Consider the following 18,769-nt stretch of genomic DNA (forward strand, 5'->3'; position numbering starts at 1 on the left):
GCAACACGCCGGAGTCTGCGGCCAAAAGCGTCAGAGAGAGTATGTCGTTAGCGGATTGTTATTGGTGGTGTTCCGCCCTCCTGACACTTTTGACCGCAACACGCCGGAGTCTGCGGCCAAAAGCGTCAGGGGGGGGGGCATTTGCCTCGCCACCCTTACGGTATCGGCGTAATCATTTTAAGGATAAAGAAAAACAGGGTATGGCAGCGCCACGCAATGGCAACGCTACCCTACCCCGACAGACGGCATTCCATCATCCAATGCCGGCCGCATATGGCATATCGGCAGTGATCAATCAGTGATTCTGCTTTGTGCTCGCATAATAGGCGGCGCCGATGATGCCGGCCTCGTTATGCAGCTTCGCCGCGACGATCGGCGTCTTGATATCGACATACGGCAGGAACTTTTCGGATACACGGCTGACGCCGCCGCCGACGACGAACAGTTCTGGATTGAAATACATTTCCATCAGGCCGTAATACTTGGTCAGACGCTTCGCCCAACGCTTGTAGCTCAGGTCAAGACGCTCACGCACCGAGGAGGCCGCGTACTTTTCGGCATCGCCCTTGCCCTTGCGCAATTCGATATGGCCGAGTTCGGTGTTCGGGATCAGCACGCCGTTGTAGATCAGCGCGGTGCCGATGCCGGTGCCGAGCGTCGTCGCGATGACCAGGCCGTCATGACCCTTTGCGGCGCCGTACTGCTGTTCGGCAAGGCCTGCCGCGTCGGCGTCATTGACCACGGTGACGGGACGTCCGCATGCTTCGGAGAAGACTTCGGTCACATCCACGCCGATCCAGGACTGGTCGAGGTTGGCCATGAAGTCCAGCTTCTGACCGGGCTTGATCGGCGCCGGGAAGGCGATGCCCACCGGAGTATCCTGAGGGACTTCGAAATGCTCGAGCTGCTGGCGGACGATTTCGCCGACGGCCTGCGGCGTGGAGACCTCCGGGGTGAGAATCTTCAGACGCGGTTCGGCGAATTCGCCCTTTTCCAGATTGACCGGAGCCGCCTTGATTCCGGAGCCGCCGATATCAACGCCGAACGCCTGCGCAGTTTCAATCATCATTGACCTCTTCCAGGTAGATGGTTTGGTGTGGGATGGACCAGTACTTGCCATATTAGCCCGCATGGCGCCGATTACACGCAACGACATCGATTTTTTGCATACGATTGCATAAAAATTTTGCGCGTCAGCCGCGCAACGCCGACGGCGACGCATAATATGGTGGCATGGCACAACATACACAGCTTATTGACGCCATCGCCATTCGTACCGCGGTGCGCGACTATGATTCCGATCCGATCGACGACGATATGATCCGCCAGCTCAGCATGACCATCGACGCGGTGAACACGTTGTCGGGCCTCTCGATGCAGCTGGTCACCGATAAGCCGCACGTGTTCGCGGAGGCGAACGCTTCAGGGCATCTGCATAACGCCGCCAACTATATCGCCGTCATCGGGCCCAAGGATGACGACGAAGCCAAGGAGCAGGCCGGTTTCTATGCGGAGCGCGTCGTGCTGGCGGCCACGCAGCGCGGCCTTGGCACGCTGTGGGTGGGCGGCAGCTGGAACGCCGCCGAAGCGGCCGGATACTGCCGTATCGACGGCGATCGGGAATTGTATGTCGGCATCGTCATCGGACTGCCGCATGATCACGTGAATCATGCGGCGAAAAGCTTCGAGGAGCTGTGCGAATACCAGCGCACGCATCGCGCCAGCAAATCCTTCGAGGAATTCACCGCAGGCATGAACGACGAAGAACGCGCCGCCGCTCCGGAATGGTTCCGCAGCGGCGTGGAGGCCGCAATGAAGGCGCCGAGCGCGATGAATCGCCAGCCGATCGTGTTCGCCTATGACGCCGCCACCGGTACGGCCACGGCCAGCATCGACCCCGCTCTCGAATCCGGTCAGGCATTCAACGATCTGGGCATCGCCAAACTGCATTTCCAGATCGGCGCCGGCCAGGGCAGCTGGACGTGGGGCGACGGAGGCCGCTTCACCCACGCCTGAACGCGGGCGGGACGCGTCAGGCCAAAGGCGGCATCGGCTTCCAGTCGGGGTCGTGCATCAGCTTGTGCGAATCCCGCCAGCCCTTGGCGATCTGCACCAGCCCAGTGCGCACATGTTCGCGGTCGACCATCACCAGACGGATCACTTCCTTCGCGGCGGTGGCGGCCGTGCCGAGCGCGAACAGGAACGGGCGGTAATCGCCGTACACCATGAAATAGCGGGCCATGTAGCCGCGGTTGCGCATGATGTGGTAGCGGTTCATGTCGGAGGTCGAATTGAGCTGGCGCAGGCCGGCGATGTCCCAATTGCCGATTTCGCGCGTACGGCGCAGAATCACGTCCGGCACGACGATCGGATTGGTGACCTTGCTTGCGCGATAGCCGTACATCGTGTCATCCCAATAGATGAAGAAGCGCGGATCGGGCAGGCCGATCCGTTCGACGATATTGCGGCGGAACAGGCCGCCTTCGAAGCACAGGGTGTCCATCACGCGATATCCGGCGGGACCGAAGGCGGCCGGCGCGATCGGATTGGGAATGCCCAGCGGCACGATGAAATCGTACTGCCAATAGAACGGGCCGCCGTCGAAGTCGTAGCGGCTTCCCTGAATCACATCATGACGGTCCGTCCACTTCGCCAGGCGTTCGATGGCTTCCGGCAGCACGGCGACGTCGTCATCCATGACCCAGAACCATTCAGCACCCAATTCGTACGCTTTGGCGACGCCTGCGGAAAAGCCGCCGGCACCGCCCAGATTGCCGGCTTGCGGAGCGTATACGACGCGCTCTTCCCCGCCTTCCGCGTCGGCTTGCGCTTTGCCCCATCGCACCGCCAGCCTGCCGGAAAGCCCTTCGACCATGGACTTCGTTTCATCGCTGGCCTCGTTGTCGACGATGATGATGCGCCACGGGGCGACCGTCAATTTTTCGAATGATTCGAACAGTGTGGCGAGCAGTTGCTGACGCTTATAGGTCACGACGACAATCGCCAGCTTTTCGATGGTGTTCTTTTCGGCGTTCTTTTCACTCATGCCCACCATTCTTGCACTCTCCCTTGATTGACGGTCGGATGACCGCCTGTTCGGAGGCCGGACGATGCTGGATCGAAGGTCGATCGACGTTTGATCGATGCGCAGTATCGTCTGCGGAAATCGTATCCTCTGCAGGATCGCACGACTTCGATCGCATCGCATCATGCCGTGCGGCTATTGTCCCGTCGCTTCAGTAAAGATAGGCCTGTAAGTTTCAGGGAAGGTGCGATTCCTTACTGGCGGTAACGCCGCAACCGGCATATAACGGCTGCAAGGCGAAGCCCGCGAGCCGCCATGGCGGCCGATCCGGTGGGATTCCGGAGCCAACGGTCACAGTCCGGATGGAAGAAACGGAGCTCTGTCATGAGCATGCTTTCGCATAACCATACCCATTCCACTGCCGGCTCCGGTGCCGGCTCCGGCGACGCCGCCAACGCCGCCGGAGCCGCCGTACGTCCGGATTCCTCGCATTCGACGGGCGTGGCCGATTCGGGACGCTGGTCCACCCGCCGCATCGCCGTCTACGCGCTGTTCACCGCATTGTCGATGGCGGTGAGTTTTCTTGAGATTCCGCTGATTCCCGGCATTCCGTGGCTGAAATACGATCCTTCCGGCATCGTCTGCCTGATTGCGGGCTTCGCGTTCGGCCCGTCCGCCGCCGCCATCGTCAGCGTGCTCGGTTTTCTGCCGCATCTGTTCATCGACCCGTGGGGCACGCTGATGGCCGTCGCCGTCGCCTTGGCGCTGTCCGTACCGGCCGCGCTGATCTATCGCCGTTCGAAGACGCGCCTCAACGCCGTTCTCGCCATTCTTGCCGGCGCTGCGACGGCTCTGATCGCCGCCATCATCGGCAATCTGCTGGTGACGCCGCTGTATGCGCATATGACCGTCGAACAGGTCGCCGCGCTGATCGTGCCGGCCTTGCTGCCGTTCAACCTGGCGAAATTCGCATTGCATGGCGTCATCACGTTCCTGGTCTACAAGCCGGTCTCCCGCCTGCTCGACCGCTGACGCGGAGGCGTGAATGCAGCGTATCAACGGCTTTTCCGCCGACGCTCCCGTCGCGTCGTTGCGTCATGTCGGATTCAGCTATGACGGCGGCGCATCCTGGGCTCTCGACGACGTCAGTCTTGACATTCATGCCGGCGAATACGTGTGTCTGGTCGGCCCGAACGGTTCGGGCAAATCCACGCTGGCCCGGCTGATCGCCGGCCTGACCGCCCCTGATGCCGGCGATGTGACGCTGATGGGGCATGTCGTGTTCGATGCCGCCGGCGCGCATCCGGACGCCTACCGTACCGCGCGCAAAAGCATCGGCGCGGTGTTCCAGAATCCTCGAGACCAGATCGTCACGACGGTGGTCGAGTATGACGTGGCCTTCGGCCCGGAGAATCTGGGGATCGAACGTGACGGCATCGGGCGGCGTCTGCACCGGGCGCTGGCCGTCGTCGACATGCTCGGCCATGCCGACGACGATCCGACGCGTCTGAGCGGCGGCCAGCAGCAGCGCATCGCCATCGCCGGCATGCTGGCGATGGATTCCCGCGCCCTGATCCTGGATGAGCCCACCGCCATGCTCGACCCGCATGCGAGGCGCGGATTCATGCGTCTGCTCACCGACCTGCATGCCCGCGGCACGACGATCGTATTGGTCACGCATCATGCCGATGAAATGCAGGATGCCGACCGGATCGTGGAATTGCTGGATGGGCGTATCGTGGAGTCCACAGCGGCGCAATGCGAAGAAGACGCCGCACGATTCCCGCAGGAACCGTCTGCGGAATCATCTGCGAAACCAGCATCGAAATCATCGTCGGAACCCGCGGGAAAGGCCACGCATCAGGCCGCGCCGGCATTGTCGTTCCGGCATGTGTCCTTCCGATATCCCGAAGAGGAGCGGCCGGTATTCGAAGACGTCTCCTTCGATGTGTTTCCGGGCGAAATCGTCGCGCTGACGGGCGCCAATGGCGCGGGCAAAAGCACCATCGCCCGTCTTGCCTGCGCGTTGGCGAAGCCGTCGCAAGGCGATATCGCCGTCGCGGGCATCGACGTGGCGCGCAGCCGTCGTTCTCTTTCCGGCCGCCGCACGCATGTCAGGGGGATCGGCAAACGCGACCGCCGGCGGCTTCGGCGTGAAATCGGTTACGTCATGCAGCATCCGGAGCGCCAGCTGTTCGCGCCGACCGTCGCGCAGGATGTGGAATATGGTCCACGCAATCTTGGTCTGAGCGATGATGAGGTGCGATCGCGCGTCGACGATGCCCTGCGACTGCTGCATATCGGACATGTGGCGCAGCGTTCGCCGTTCTCCCTGTCCGGCGGGCAGCGTCGGCTGGCCGCCATCGCCGGCGTGGTCGCATGCGCCCCGCGCGTGCTGGTATTGGACGAGCCGACGGCCAGTCTGGATGCCGCGGCCACCGCGCGCGTGCGCGAATTGATCGCGACGCTCGCCAGACGTGGCGTTGCCGTGCTGATCATCACGCATGCGCAGGAGGAGATGTCCTTGGCCGACCGCGTGATCCGGTTGAACGGTTCCGTATCGCCGGGCGGCATGAACGGGGAATCCGTCGTCGCCGATGCCGTCGCCGATGCCGATCAGGCCACAGCCGACGTATCGCGAACGCCGTCGCAGGCTGACGCCGCCGATTCTCGATACCGGCCTCGGTGCCGGTATCAGTGGCATGGCGATCCGCTGCATCGCCTGCACGCGAATCCGCCGTTGCCGAACATCGATGCGCGTGTGAAAACGCCGGTCTTCCTGGCGCTGATGTTCGCGATGTTCGCGATCTCATCCGCGCCGCAGCTCGCATCGGGCATGCTGGCGACCGCGGTCCTGATCGCATTGTCGGGCATCGGCGTGAAGCGTCTGTTCAATTCCACACGCATGCTTTTGGCGCTGCTGGCGTTCGTCGGTCTGCTGAACGTGCTGTTCGTCCATACCGGTACCGTGCTGGCACGATTCGGGCCGTTGACCGTTACGGGTGACGGCATCGTCACCGCGCTGCTGTATGCGTTCAGGTTCGCGCTTGTGGTGATTCTGGGCGCGGTGTTCCTGTATTCCACGACGCCCACCGCGATGACCGACGCTTTCGAAGCGCTGCTTTCGCCCTTGCGCCGCTTCGGTTGGCATACTCAGGAGGTGGCGTTGGTGATGAGCCTGGCATTGCGTTTTCTGCCTGACCTGGCCGCCGAGGCGAGCGCCGTCGTCGACGCGCAGGCGGCTCGCGGCGGGGATGTGGAAAGCGGCTCCCCACTGCGTCGCTGCCGTGCGATGGCCGCCATCGTCGTTCCGGTTTTCGCCGCCACGTTGCGGCATGTCGACGGGTTGGCGCTGGCTTTGGATGCGCGCTGTTTCGAAGAGGGACTGCAGCGTACGCATTGGCGTGTGGCGCGCCTGTCCTGGGGCGAGGCCGCGCTGTCGCTTTTCGCCGTCCTTTATATCATCCTGCTGTTTGCCTTGCCGATCCTGTGAACCGCATGTCCGACGTTCGGATCCGTACGGCATATCGTCAAAAAATGGCGGGATGCCGGCATCTGGTTCGCCGGAAAAGCAAGAGGTGCCGGGCATATCCAACATCACGCCGTCTGTTGGGATATGCCCGGCACCCGATGCCTGACGGCATGACGCGATCAGTTCAGGCCCTTATCCCATTCCTTCTTCCATGCGTAATGCATGTCGTAGGCGCTGGCCCAGAACATGTATTCGTTCTGCACGCCGGTGACGAAGATGTCGATGAGCTCCTGCTTGCGTTCCTCACTCAGGTCAGCGGCCATGCGTTCGATGTGTTCGATCAGCCAGACCGCGCCCTGCCAGAATTCGTCGGTCTTGTACATGTCGACCCAGCTGCCGTACGGGTTGGAGTCCAACGTGTCGGCGAATTCGGCGGCCAGACGCTGGCCGTAATCCGCATACACCCATGCGCACGGCAGCACGGCGACCAGAATGTCGACGAGATCCTTTTCGTAGGCGATGGCGAGGATGTTCGACGTGTAGGCGCGCGCGAACATCGACTGCCTCACGTTCGTCATCTCCTCTTCGGTCACGCCATAGGACGCCATGTACTTGCGGTGCACGGAGGATTCGACGTTGAAGATGCTGTTCTGCACGTTGACCATGAACTGCATGATCTCCAGGTCGCTGGTCTTGGTCGTCGCCAACGCGTGCACTTTGGCATAATCGTTCAGGTAACGGTAGTCCTGCAGCAGGTAGAAGGCGAATTTTTCACGCGGCAGCGTCCCCTCGCCCAGTTCGCGCAGGAACGGCTGACGATAGCCGTCCTCCCACACCACGTCGGCGGCTTCGCGCATGCGGCGCGCGAACGGCGGCAGATTATTCAATGTGATCGGGCCGTTGAAGGCTTCCGACGGGCTGTGCGATGATGCGGCGGACTGCGTGTCAGTCATGATGCTCCCTTCGTAGGTGTTAGCCGTACAGGTTCAAAGGGTCAGGCGTTCGCCTTTCTCAACCCGGCCGTTCGGGTTCCCCTGCATGAACGCCGCTCATTATGGCACGCAGCCGTGACGCCTTTCACTTACGCGCACTCGTCATCCGACGGCCTGTTGCTCACTTCGATGAATGCTTCCAGCGTCTTCGTCGCGGCGCCCGAATCGATGGTCCGCGCGGCCAATGCGATGCCGTCGGCGATGCTGTCGGCCTTGCCGCCGATATACAGCGATGCGCCCGCGTTCATCAGCACCGCATTGCGGCGTGGGCCCCGCTCCCCCGCCAGTACGGAGCGCGTGATCGCGGCGTTTTCCTGCGGCGTGCCGCCCTGCAGGTCTTCGCGCGTGCAGCGCGGCAGGCCGAAATCCTCCGGCGCGATCACATACGACTTGAATTCTCCGTCGTCGATTTCGCATACCGCGGTGGGCGCGCTCATGGAGATCTCATCAAGCCTGTCGCGCCCGTATACGACCATGCCGCGTTTGACGCCCAGATTCGACAGCACCTTGGCCAACGGTTCGACCAGATATTCGTCGTAGACGCCGAGCAGCTGCATCGAAGGCGTCGCCGGATTGGTCAGCGGGCCCAGGATGTTGAATACGGTGCGGAAGCCGAGCTCCTTGCGGATCGCGCCGACGTACTTCATCGACGTGTGGTATTTCTGGGCGAAGAAGAAGCACATGCCGACTTCGTCCATCAGTTCGGCGCAGCGCTTCGGGCTTTGGCTGATGTTCACGCCCAACGCCTCCAGACAGTCCGCCGTGCCGCACAGCGAGGAGGCCGCGCGGTTGCCGTGCTTGGCGACCTTCATGCCGGCCGCCGCCAACACCAATGCCGAGGTGGTGGAGATGTTGAAGCTGTGCGCGTTGTCGCCGCCGGTGCCGACGATCTCGAAGATCGGCATGCCGAGGTCCACCGTGGTCGCGTGATCGCGCATGGCCGCCGCGCAGCCGGAGATTTCGTCGATGGTTTCCGCGCGTGCGCTTTTCGTGGACAGTGCGGCGAGGAAGGCCGCGTTCTGCGTGGGCGTCGTCTGGCCGCTCATGATTTCGTTCATGACGACATAGGCTTCGCCGTAGGTCAGATCCTGCTTGTCGACGATTTTGACGATCGCTTCCCTGATCATGATGTCTCCTTGATGATGATGCCTGGTTGATGAGGTTTCGCTGATTGTGTTGATTGCTGATTCTGCTGATTGCGACGATTGCGGCGGCCGCTATCTGATGAAGTTGCCCAGCATCGCCGGCCCGTCCGGTGTGAGGATGGATTCGGGATGGAATTGCACGCCGTATACGGGCAATGTCTTATGCCGTACGGCCATGATTTCGCCGTCGTCGGCGACGCCGGTGACCTGAAGGCAGTCGGGGATGTCGTACGCGTCGACCGCGAGCGAATGGTATCGGGCGACCGGCGACACGCGTCGGCATCCGCGCAGCAGCACATTCGCATCGTCGTTTGCGAATGTTGTCATGGATTGTTTGCCGTGCATCAGATGCTTCGCATAGGTGATGCGCGCGCCGTAGGCCATGCAGATGGCCTGATGGCCCAGGCATACGCCGAGGATCGGCACGCTGCCGCCGAGCTCGCGGACCACGTCGACGATGATGCCGGCGTTTTCCGGGCGGCCGGGACCGGGCGAAAGCACGATGCGGTCGGGACGCAGCGCGGCCACGTCGCTTACGGTGAGTTCGTCGTTGCGTACGACGCGGATATCCGGTTCGATCGAGCCGATGAGTTGGACGAGATTGTAGGTGAAGCTGTCGTAGCTGTCGATCAGGAGAATCATGCCGCCGCCCCTTCCGCTTCGTTCAATGCGGCCATGACCGCCGCCGCTTTGTTGACGCATTCGCGATATTCGTTTTCCGCGACGGAATCGGCGACGATGCCCGCGCCGCTGCGCACATACACGGTGCCGTTCTTCGCATAGGCGAGACGGATGGCGATGCAGGCGTCCATATCGCCCGTCAGGTCGATGTATCCGATGGCGCCGCCGTAGATGCCGCGCGGTGCCTGTTCGAGTTCTGCGATGAGCTGGCAGGCGCGGATTTTCGGCGCGCCCGATAATGTTCCCGCCGGCAGCACCGCTTCGATGGCGTCCAACGCGTCACGGTCGACGCGCAGCTTCCCGCATACGGTGGAGCCGATATGCATGACGTGCGAGAACCGTTCGACATCATGCAGCCGTTCGACTTCGACCGAGCCGAATTCGCAGACCCTGCCCAGATCGTTGCGCCCCAGATCGACCAGCATATCGTGTTCGGCGAGCTCCTTGGGATCGCTGAGCAGATCGCGTTCCAACGCCTGGTCCTCCGCATCGTCGCGCCCGCGCGGCCTGGTGCCGGCCAGCGGGAAGGTGCGCAGTTCGCCGTTGCGCAGTCTGCACAACGTTTCCGGCGAGGCGCCGGCGATCTCCACGTCGTCGCCGCGCATGTAGAACATGTATGGCGAAGGATTGATGTCGCGCAGCGCGCGATACGCGCCGAGCAGGCTTCCCGTGAAGGGCGCGCTCAAACGGTTCGACAGGACGATTTGGAAGATGTCGCCTTCACGAATGTGCCGTTTCGCGCGTTCGGCCATCGCGCAGAATCGCGATTCGTCGAACAGCGGCGTCATCGGGCCGGTCAGACGGCCGGTTTCGTCATCAAACCGCTTGCCGCCAGCCAACTGCGCTTCGATATCGCGCAGAAAATCCGTAATTCCACGCAGCTTGTCGCATGTCTCGGCATAAGCCGGCTCGCCGCCGCGCAATATCATATTGTCGATCACAATGATCGTGTGACGGATATGGTCGAAGGCGATCACACTGTCGAACAGCATCAGGTCGACGTCGCGGAAAACGTCGCCGTCATCGACCGCGCGCGGCACCGTCGGCTCCGCGTATCCCAAGTAATCGTAGGAAAAATATCCGACGAAACCTCCCGTAAAAGGCGGCAGTCCTTCGATGCGCGGACTGCGACGCGCCGCAAGCGCCTTGCGGATCGGCGCCGACGGATCATTCGTCGCAAAGACGTCGCCGTCGACCGTCATCATGCCGTCGACGCAATGCAGCGACATCGACGGCTCGAAACCGACGAACGAATACCGTCCGTTCCGCCCGCGTTCGGCGGATTCCAAAAGGAAACAGTGTCGCGAGGTGCGTTTGAATGCTGCGAGCACGTCAAGCGGCGTCAGGTTTCCCGCCGGGATTTCGCAGCTGACTGGCAGCACGTCGTATTCTTCGCCGGCGCCGTATCGCCTGACTTCATCAAAAGTCGGAGCAAACTCCATGGCATGGCCTTTCTGAATCGATGTTCAGCGTCGCCATCATGGACTTTTCACATACGACGTCCCCGACAGCTTCGCTGCTTGTCAAGGACGAAAATCGACGGACACATGCCGAAAATGAATCTTCATTCCCCGGCATATGCGCCGCTTCCGCGGTGCCACCTTGTCTTCACGGCATGACCCGTGCGCTTAGCGAGGTACCTTCATACCTCCGGCAACTGACGTATGCCTTCACGTCACGGCTTACTTTGCGCCGCACGCATCCGCGCCGCACGCATTTGGACCGTACCCTCGGCGGCCCCATATGCAACGGCCCGTTTTCCGCCTGATTCTCAGCATCGCAGGCTCTCTGTAGGGGCGTGGCCGTCACCATCTCCGCTTCAACGGTTTGGTTAAGTTGTTGCTGCAAGCTAATCATCCGCAGTCCCGCCGACTGCACAAATGTCCACGATTCGGACATTTGTGTACAACGATTCGAGCAATCCGGCCTTTTGCACGCTGTATATACGCGCCTGCAATGTCCTCGTCCCACTCGCCTGCGTATGCGGCCGAATCGCGCGCCTTTATACGCGACTGCAATACAAGACGCCGCCTTACTGTACAGTGGGAAGACTGATCAAGACTGATATTGCGGCGAACACAGCGATCCGCATACACGTGAAGGACATGATTCCCATGGCATTGACCAAAAAGCAGATCAAGCAGCTGCGCGGCCTCGGCCAGCACCTCAATCCGCTGATCCAGGTCGGCAAGAACGACCTGACCGACGCGGCCGTCAAGCAGGCCGACGAGACCATCGAAAAGCGTGAACTCATCAAATGCATGGTGCTGGACGGCTCCGGACTGACCGCCAGGGAGGCCGCCGAAGAGCTGGCCGAACGGCTGGACGCCGAAGTCGTGCAGATCATCGGCAACCGTTTCGTCATCTACCGCCGCTCCCGCCGCGACGACGTCGAACACATCCAGCTCGTCCGCGAATAATCCCGGCGCTCCTCCCCGCAGGCCCCGCCGCCCCTGCCCAAACCCAAGCGCGGCGGCTTTCCCCTTCGACCGTCCCCACCACCCCCAGCTAACCCTCCCTATCGGCCCCGCCGCCCTTCCCATCGGCCCCACCGCCCTTCCCACCGCCCTTCCCGCCGGGCTCCCCGTCGGACTTCCCCGCCGTCCTCCCGCCGGACTCCCATCGGTCTTCCCGTTCTTCTGACGTTTTTGACCGCAACCAACGGCGTGTCGCGACCAAAAACGTCAGCCACGCAACCCTGCGTACCGTCTTCCATGGCCGGCACTCCCTCTCTCTGACACTTTTGACCGCAACACGCCGTAGACACCGGTCAAAAGTGTCAAGAGGAGGGGAAGGCCAACTAGGACAGCAGGTCGAGCAGGTTTTCGCGGGTCAGCGTGGCGACCGAGGCGGCGCCGGCCCCAACCTCCACGCCGCCGCGATCGCCGATGTCGCCGAAGTCGGTGAACCGGCGGGCCAGGTCGCTTTTCGCCTCCTGCAGTCTGACGATGCGCTCTTCGATGGTGTCTTTGGCGACGATGCGATACACGTTGACGTCACTCGTCTGCCCGATGCGATGCGCACGGTCGGTGGCCTGGTTCTGCGCGGCCTCGTTCCACCATGGGTCGGCATGGATCACCACGGAAGCGCCGATCAGATTCAACCCGGTGTTGCCGGCCTTCAATGAGATCAGGAACACGGGCGTCGTATCGGCGTTGAATTCGTCGACCAATTGCAGGCGCTTCCGTTTCGGCGTCTGCCCGGTGATGCTGTAATATTTCACGCCGCGGGCGGTCAGTCGCGCTCCGATCAGGTCGAGGAACGACGTGAACTGCGAGAAGATCAGCGTCTTCTTGCCGGCGTCGATGCAATTGTCGACCAATTCCTCGATGGCGGCGAGCTTGGCCGAGGCGTCCTTGGCGTTCGTATAGACGAGTCGCGGGTCGCAGCAGATTTCGCGCAGTTTCGTCAGTTCCGCGAGGATACGCAGTTTGCCGGTGTCGAAATCCTTGCCTTGCGTTTTGTTGACGATGCTTTTCAGCCGCTGCTCGTGCGCGGCATACAGTTTGCGCTGTTCGCCTTCAAGCCCGACGGTGACGATCGTTTCCGTTTTGTCGGGCAGTTCGGTCAGCACGTCGGCCTTCAGACGACGTTTGATGAACAGTCCGACCACGGCGCGCAGTTTATCCGTCATCACGGACGGCTCGCCGCCGGCGGCGATGATGGGCTGTTCGAAGCGTTCGCGGAATTTCGTGTAGCTGCCGAGCAGTCCCGGCGTCAGGAAATCGAAGATGCTCCATAATTCGCTCAACCGGTTTTCGATGGGCGTGCCGGTCAGTGCGAAACGATGGTCGGCATGGACCTGTTTGACCGCCTTGGCGAGTTTGGTGGCATGATTTTTGATGTATTGCGCCTCGTCCAACACCATCACGTCGAAAACGCAGCCTTTGTAGTCCTCGATATCGCGGCGCAGCAGATCATATGATGTGATGACGATGTCGGGCGCAGGATTTCGCGCGCCGCTCTCCCCCGCGTCGCCTGCGATGTTGACCGCATTGTCGCCGGCGACACCGCCATCGCCGGCGACATCCCGCTCCGTCTTCAACGACTGCAGGATCGCTCGGCGTTCCGCCTTCGAGCCGACCAATGTCACGGCCTTCAATTGCGGCGTGAATTTCGCGACTTCGGCGGCCCAATTGTAGACCAGCGACGCCGGGCAGACGATCAGCGAGCAGCGCCGCCCGTCGCCTGCGAGCGCGGCCCGGTATTGCAGCAATGTCAGTGTCTGCAATGATTTGCCCAGGCCCATCTCGTCGGCGAGGATGCCGCCGAATCCTTTGTCGCACAGCGTCGCCATCCATCGGAAGCCTTCTTGTTGGTATGGCCGCAAGGTGTCGCGCAGTTGCGCCGGCACTTCGTATCGTGCGGGATCGATGACGGCGAGTTCGCCGATATATGCGCTGAAGGATTCGCTTTTATGCGCGTCGTCCACGTCGCCGTCCAGCATGAACGCACGGCAGGCCGGCACGGTGATGCCGCCGTCGTTCAATGCGCGTGCGCTCAGATCGAGGTCTTGCGCGACGCGGTCCAGTTCGTCGAGGTCGGCGTCGTGCAGGTCGAGGAAGCGTCCGTCGCGCAGGCGGTGGTATCGGCGGCGCTGCCTGTAGCTGGCCAGCACCGAGCCGACTTCGTTGGCGGGCACTTCGTCGGCGATGGGCGATATTTCCACCAGACCGCCGTCGATGGACAGTCCGACTTTGATGCTGGGCGAGGATGCCGTCATCAATCCGTCGAAGGCCGGCGTGGAGTAGACGTCGCCGATTTCGCGCAGCATGTCGACGCCTTCGGTGAGCAGCAGCAGTACGGCGTCTTCGTCGCGTTCCTTCAACGTGGCCGGCTGTGCGGGCCTGTATTCGGGGAACAGTTGGCGCACCAGCTGTATGGACTGTCGTTCCGTGCTGCGGTCGCGCGCGATCAGGCTGGCTTTGTCGGTGGAGTCGGGATGCGCCGGCCCGTGGATGCCGTCGCTTTCCGGTATGAGCTGGAAGGAGTGTCGCCCGTACTGCGCCGCCGCCTCGCAGGTGATGCTGTCGTGATCGCGGTCCAGATAGAAGGCGATCGTGCAATGTTCGGTGCGGTCGACCGCCAGTGATTGCGGCAGCTGCATGCCGATGCCGGCTTTGGCGAGCATCGGCAGCATGGTGCGGGTGAACATGATCCAGTCATCGTCTTCGATGAAGACGCCGTCCGGATCGCCGTCGCACAGCATGGTCAGAACGGATTCCGCCTGTCTGATGTCGTCGCCGGTCCGGAAGAAGACGGGCCGGCCGCCGCTGTGAGGCGTGGATGCGAGCACGTATGCCCGATCGCCGCCGTTTGCTGTGGTGTAGATGGTGGTGTCGCATCGTATGACGGCGCCTTCTTTGCCGCCGCGCCGCTGCCGTTCGACGGTGAAGCCGAAGGCCGGACGCTCGTCGATGATGGGAACCGGCCGCGCCTTCAGTGCGGCGCCTTCGATGACGAGGTCGATCGAGCCATTTGCCGTCCACACGTCGAGCAGTTCCACGGTTTCCGCATTGCTGAGCATGAGATTGCGTTCGATGCTTGCCGTGGACACGTACATGTGGCCTTGCGTGTAGGCGATGCGCCGGGATTCCATGATGCGCTGCAGCAGGCCGACCAGTTTCCGCGATTGGGCGTCGAACATGTTCGGCGTGTGCACGAAGGCCAGTTTCGCTCCGTACGACGTATGGACTTCGTCGGTGATGTCACGCACCAGTTTGGAAATGCTTTTGACGATGTATGATGCGCTGCCGCAGCCGATGCTCAATTGCAGCGACCAAGCGCTCGAGCCCAGCGTCAGCGTGGGTTTGAGATACACGCCGCCGGGCAGTGTCGGAGTATCCGCGTCGGCGGCGCGCCTATGCGAAGGCGCCCCGTTCGATCGGGATCCTTTGGCGACCGGGATCCCATGTTGTTCGCCGCGCAGGCGATCCTTGGCGTAGGCGATGCGTTTGAGCGCGTCCAATTGACGATTCCTGTCGGATTCCTGCAGACGATCGTCGATACGCCGCATGTAGGAGCGCAGCCCTTCCGGCGTTCCGGAGAACGCACGATACCCGTGGAAGATTTCGGGGCGCTCCGAAAAGATCAGCGCCAACGCGACGACATGCTTGCAGATGCCGGCATACCGGTCGGCCGGCGTCGCGTCGTCGGCGCACACCGATCCGTATACGGGGCCGTCATCGACATCGTCGAAACCGCCGCCGAAATCATCATCGAAATCGTCGTATTCAATGTCGTAGCCGCCGTCGTCGTAGACTTCGCCGTCTTCATGCTGGCTCCGACTGCGGGCGATGCGGACATGGCCCCGACCGTATCCGACGTCGTCGGCGAACGCGGGACAGCTGCAGCCGCGGGCCAGCAGAATCCTGTTTCCGATATCGATCGTCAGACTGACCGCATACACGTCGTATCGTGACGTGCCGCGCATCTTCACCGACAAGGCCAGCCGCGAATCCGCCGTCTGAGGCATGCAGGTCGCGGCGACGACACGGTCGCGCCACTGCCGTGCGATGCCGCGGGCGCGATCGTATACGCGCGAGGAGCATTCGCTTTGCACGGCGTCACGCATCCATGCGAAATCCGAATCCGTAGTATCGCGCCCGTATGCCGCCACGACGTACCGCCTTCCCTGATCGATGCCGTGCATCCATCGTAATCGAACGGCATGTATGCGACATGCGTCGCCATATACTGGACGATATGAACGACTCCTTCAATATTCGCCATATCTCCAACGGCAAAAGCTCCGCTTTCGTCAGCGACTACGGCGCGCACGTGCTGCAGTGGGCGCCCGCCGGCGAGGCTCCCGTCCTGTGGCAGCCCAAGACCATCACGATGAAGGCCGGATCCGCGATGCGCGCCGGCGTTCCGGTCGTCTTCCCCTGGTTCAACGCCGGCTATGAAAACGGCGCCACCGCCCAGAAGAAGCCGAAGCACGGCTTGGCGCGCATCAGCTTCTGGCAGCTCGACGAATCCGCTTCCACCGATTCGCATCTGCGTTACGTGTTGGATTCGTCCCAGCTTGACAAGACCACGCTGGAACAGGTCATGTCCGGTCCGGGAGCCGATTTCCAGGCCGTATACGACATCGAGATCGGCGACGGGCTGACCATGGCGCTGACCGTGCGGAACAATGCCGATGCGCCGTTGACCTATGAGGCCGCATTGCACACCTATCTGCATGTGGGCGATATCGGCGGCGTCACCATCGACGGCCTGCAGGGCAGCCATTATCTTGACACGACCCGTGAAGGCTTCCCCGAACGCGTGCAGGCTGACGAGCCGCTCGGATTCGAAGGCATGGTCGATTACATCTACTACGCCGCCGACGCTTCGCTGGAAGTGCGCGACGAGACGCTCGACCGCGTGATCGCCGTCAGGAACGCCGGCGCGCCGCAGACCGTCGTCTGGAATCCGGGCGAACAGCTCGGCGATTCGCTGGGCGACCTTCAGACCGGCGAATGGCGTGGATTCGTCTGCGTGGAAGCCGCCGCGAACCGCGATCAGGCCGTCACCGTCGCGCCGCACGCGTCACATACGCTCAGTCAGACGTTGTCGGTCCGCTGAGTTTGTCCGACGCCTCGGCGTCGTGCAGGTCCAGGATCCGCTGCAGGAAATCGTGCTCCTTCGTTTTACGACGGGGCACGAATTTGCTGATGACCGAGCCATGGCCGCGGTATTTGATGTAGAGGAAGCCGCATACGCAGAAGACGACGGCGCCGATGAAATTCACGATAAGGTCTTCCATCGTGTCGTACAGGCCGATGTCAAGGTATCCGCCGAGCCCCAGGTCCCGCCCGTTGACGGCGACATCGGCGATGCCGTCGATCGTGACGACGGCATTCGCATGATTCGGGTCCAACGTCACCGTGGCGATGGAATGGACGACCGTGTCCTTCTGCATGTCAAGACCGAACATGTTGTCCATCGCGAATTCGAAGAACTCCCACAGCACGCCGATCGTCATCGAAAAACACAGGGAGATGATCGCCATCAGCCACGGCGACAGTTCGAATTTGATTTTTTCGCTGCGGCTCAGCAGATCCACCAATGAAAAGCCGATGGCCGCCATCAGGAAGCCGTTCAGCGTGTGCAGAATCGTATCCCAGAACGGAAAGCTTTCATAGAACGCGCTGATTTCGCCAAGAATCTCTGACGCGAAGATGAACAGCAGCGCGATCACTTCCAGCACGGAGGGGAATTCGATGTGGAAGGCCACCTGCACGAAGCTCGGCATGACCAGCAGCACCAGGGTCAGCAGGCAGAGGAACACGCTTTCGTAGTTGCCGTTGAAAAACTGCAGGACCAGCGTCAGCAATACGAGCACGCGCAGCACCACGTACACGACGAACGAGCTTTTATGCTCGCGGATCTCCATGCTCATGGCACGCAACATAATATGCCAACGCTCAATGTGCGAACGCCGTTTATTCTCCATGCCACCATCCTCTTCCGATCTTCGTCACACTGCCTTTCAATGCTATCAGCAACGCGGCCTTCAGCCGCGCGTCGCCTTCACCGCCGACATCACGCCTTTGACCGCGATGATCGCCAGCCAGGCGGCGAACAGCAGCGCGCCGGTGCGTGGGGAGATCATTCCTGCGATCCACGTGCCCAGCGGCGCGGTCAGCGCGGCGCATACGCCGATGCCCAGCACGCCGCGCAACTCGACCAGGCCGCGCTTCCAATTGGTCACCGTGCCGGAAATCGCGCCGGGCACCATCACCAGCAGCGATGTGCCGCGCGCCAGCAGATCGCCGGCACCGAACAGGAACGACAATGCGGGCATCATGATCGCGCCTCCCCCGACGCCGAGAATGCCCGACATCGTACCGACGAACACGCCCAGCAGGATCAGAAGCAATCCGGACCACGGGTGCAGCACGATCCGCCCGTCGCGCAATGGCGTGAACGTCAGCTGCTGAACGATGACGCATGCGAGGAACACCACCCAGATCCAACGCAGCACCGCTTCCGGCAGGCGGCTCAACAGCAGGCTGCCGATCTGGCTGCCGGCGACCACGCCGAGCGCCAGCAGCAATGCGGATAGCCAATCGACTCTTCCGCTGGACGCATAGGAAACCACACCGGCCAACGAGGTCGGCACGATGGCCGCCAGCGACGTCGCAGCCGCCTGGCGTTGGCTTAATCCCAGCCACATCAGCGCAGGGACGATGATCGTGCCGCCGCCGATGCCGAACAGTCCCGACAGCACGCCGCAGGCAAGGCCGACCGCGATCAGTATGATCGTCCCCCTACGGCCCTGAATCGCAAAAGCGGCTTGCGGAGCATGCCCGGCCGTACCGTTTCCCATAGTCGTCACCCCATCGCGCGCATCGGTCTTCTTCACATGAAGCACTGTAAACCCAGCCCGGAACGAGCAGGCATGCTACGCTTGCCGACGAAACGGAATGCCGTCAGGACGGCGCCGGCATGCACGCCGGCCGCG

The 18,769-nt window shown here is 62.0% G+C and carries 14 protein-coding genes and 2 riboswitches; of the genes, 5 read left to right on the forward strand and 9 right to left on the reverse strand.

Annotated features, from left to right (window positions below):
• Nucleotides 1–295 precede the first annotated feature (295 nt).
• Nucleotides 296–1,066, reverse strand: coding sequence for a polyphosphate--glucose phosphotransferase (gene ppgK / locus AC1AX7_RS08790; protein ID WP_476509738.1), 771 nt, complete (start codon nt 1,064–1,066; stop codon nt 296–298).
• A 167-nt stretch (nt 1,067–1,233) separates the two neighbouring features.
• Between ppgK and AC1AX7_RS08795 the strand changes: the two genes are divergently transcribed.
• Nucleotides 1,234–2,016 (forward strand): nitroreductase family protein, encoded by a 783-nt coding sequence (locus AC1AX7_RS08795; RefSeq protein ID WP_476509710.1) that lies wholly within the window; start codon nt 1,234–1,236, stop codon nt 2,014–2,016.
• Nucleotides 2,017–2,032: 16 nt separating this feature from the next.
• On the opposite strand, the gene AC1AX7_RS08800 is transcribed toward AC1AX7_RS08795, so the two are convergent.
• Nucleotides 2,033–3,055 (reverse strand): glycosyltransferase family 2 protein, encoded by a 1,023-nt coding sequence (locus AC1AX7_RS08800; RefSeq protein WP_476509711.1) that lies wholly within the window; start codon nt 3,053–3,055, stop codon nt 2,033–2,035.
• Between the two features lie 197 nt (nt 3,056–3,252).
• Nucleotides 3,253–3,403, forward strand: a riboswitch (FMN riboswitch).
• A gap of 12 nt (nt 3,404–3,415) precedes the next feature.
• Between AC1AX7_RS08800 and AC1AX7_RS08805 the strand changes: the two genes are divergently transcribed.
• Together AC1AX7_RS08805 and AC1AX7_RS08810 are read left to right on the forward strand one after the other, a co-directional pair.
• On the forward strand, nt 3,416–4,057 hold the full coding sequence (locus tag AC1AX7_RS08805; protein ID WP_476509739.1) for an ECF transporter S component: 642 nt from the start codon (nt 3,416–3,418) through the stop codon (nt 4,055–4,057).
• Between the two features lie 13 nt (nt 4,058–4,070).
• Complete coding sequence (locus tag AC1AX7_RS08810; protein WP_476509712.1) at nt 4,071–6,518, forward strand: energy-coupling factor transporter ATPase; 2,448 nt, start codon at nt 4,071–4,073, stop codon at nt 6,516–6,518.
• Between the two features lie 158 nt (nt 6,519–6,676).
• Here the strand turns inward: AC1AX7_RS08810 and tenA are convergent, their stop codons facing one another.
• The 4 genes from tenA to AC1AX7_RS08830 form a co-directional block, all read right to left on the reverse strand.
• Nucleotides 6,677–7,450 carry a thiaminase II gene (gene tenA / locus AC1AX7_RS08815; RefSeq protein ID WP_476509713.1) on the reverse strand — a complete coding sequence of 258 codons (774 nt, stop codon included), beginning with the start codon at nt 7,448–7,450 and terminating at the stop codon, nt 6,677–6,679.
• Nucleotides 7,439–7,543, reverse strand: a riboswitch (TPP riboswitch). Its footprint overlaps the gene before it by 12 nt.
• Nucleotides 7,544–7,578: 35 nt before the next feature.
• Nucleotides 7,579–8,616: an anthranilate phosphoribosyltransferase gene (gene trpD, locus AC1AX7_RS08820; protein ID WP_476509714.1), complete on the reverse strand. Its 1,038-nt coding sequence runs from the start codon at nt 8,614–8,616 to the stop codon at nt 7,579–7,581.
• 90 nt (nt 8,617–8,706) lie between these two features.
• Complete coding sequence (locus AC1AX7_RS08825; protein WP_476509715.1) at nt 8,707–9,276, reverse strand: anthranilate synthase component II; 570 nt, start codon at nt 9,274–9,276, stop codon at nt 8,707–8,709.
• The gene (locus AC1AX7_RS08830; RefSeq protein ID WP_476509716.1) at nt 9,273–10,757 is read right to left on the reverse strand and encodes an anthranilate synthase component I family protein; all 1,485 of its coding nucleotides are present in this window, start codon (nt 10,755–10,757) and stop codon (nt 9,273–9,275) included. Before AC1AX7_RS08830 ends, AC1AX7_RS08825 begins: the two co-directional genes overlap by 4 nt.
• Before the next feature lie 672 nt (nt 10,758–11,429).
• On the opposite strand from AC1AX7_RS08830, the gene AC1AX7_RS08835 reads away from it, so the two are divergent.
• Nucleotides 11,430–11,735, forward strand: a complete 306-nt coding sequence (locus AC1AX7_RS08835) for a YhbY family RNA-binding protein (protein ID WP_476509717.1) — start codon at nt 11,430–11,432, stop codon at nt 11,733–11,735.
• 380 nt (nt 11,736–12,115) lie between these two features.
• Here AC1AX7_RS08835 and AC1AX7_RS08840 read toward each other — a convergent pair whose 3' ends face one another.
• Nucleotides 12,116–15,889 (reverse strand): DEAD/DEAH box helicase, encoded by a 3,774-nt coding sequence (locus AC1AX7_RS08840; protein ID WP_476509740.1) that lies wholly within the window; start codon nt 15,887–15,889, stop codon nt 12,116–12,118.
• A gap of 107 nt (nt 15,890–15,996) precedes the next feature.
• Between AC1AX7_RS08840 and AC1AX7_RS08845 the strand changes: the two genes are divergently transcribed.
• Nucleotides 15,997–16,887 (forward strand): D-hexose-6-phosphate mutarotase, encoded by an 891-nt coding sequence (locus AC1AX7_RS08845; RefSeq protein ID WP_476509718.1) that lies wholly within the window; start codon nt 15,997–15,999, stop codon nt 16,885–16,887.
• Here the strand turns inward: AC1AX7_RS08845 and AC1AX7_RS08850 are convergent.
• Together AC1AX7_RS08850 and AC1AX7_RS08855 are read right to left on the reverse strand one after the other, a co-directional pair.
• A complete protein-coding gene (locus AC1AX7_RS08850) occupies nt 16,862–17,716 on the reverse strand; it encodes a DUF2238 domain-containing protein (protein WP_476509719.1) in 855 nt (284 codons plus the stop codon). The two genes, AC1AX7_RS08845 and AC1AX7_RS08850, sit on opposite strands and share 26 nt — an antisense overlap.
• Before the next feature lie 102 nt (nt 17,717–17,818).
• Nucleotides 17,819–18,634, reverse strand: coding sequence for a sulfite exporter TauE/SafE family protein (locus AC1AX7_RS08855; RefSeq protein ID WP_476509720.1), 816 nt, complete (start codon nt 18,632–18,634; stop codon nt 17,819–17,821).
• Nucleotides 18,635–18,769 lie beyond the last annotated feature (135 nt).

This window comes from Bifidobacterium sp. LH_449, assembly GCF_056356755.1.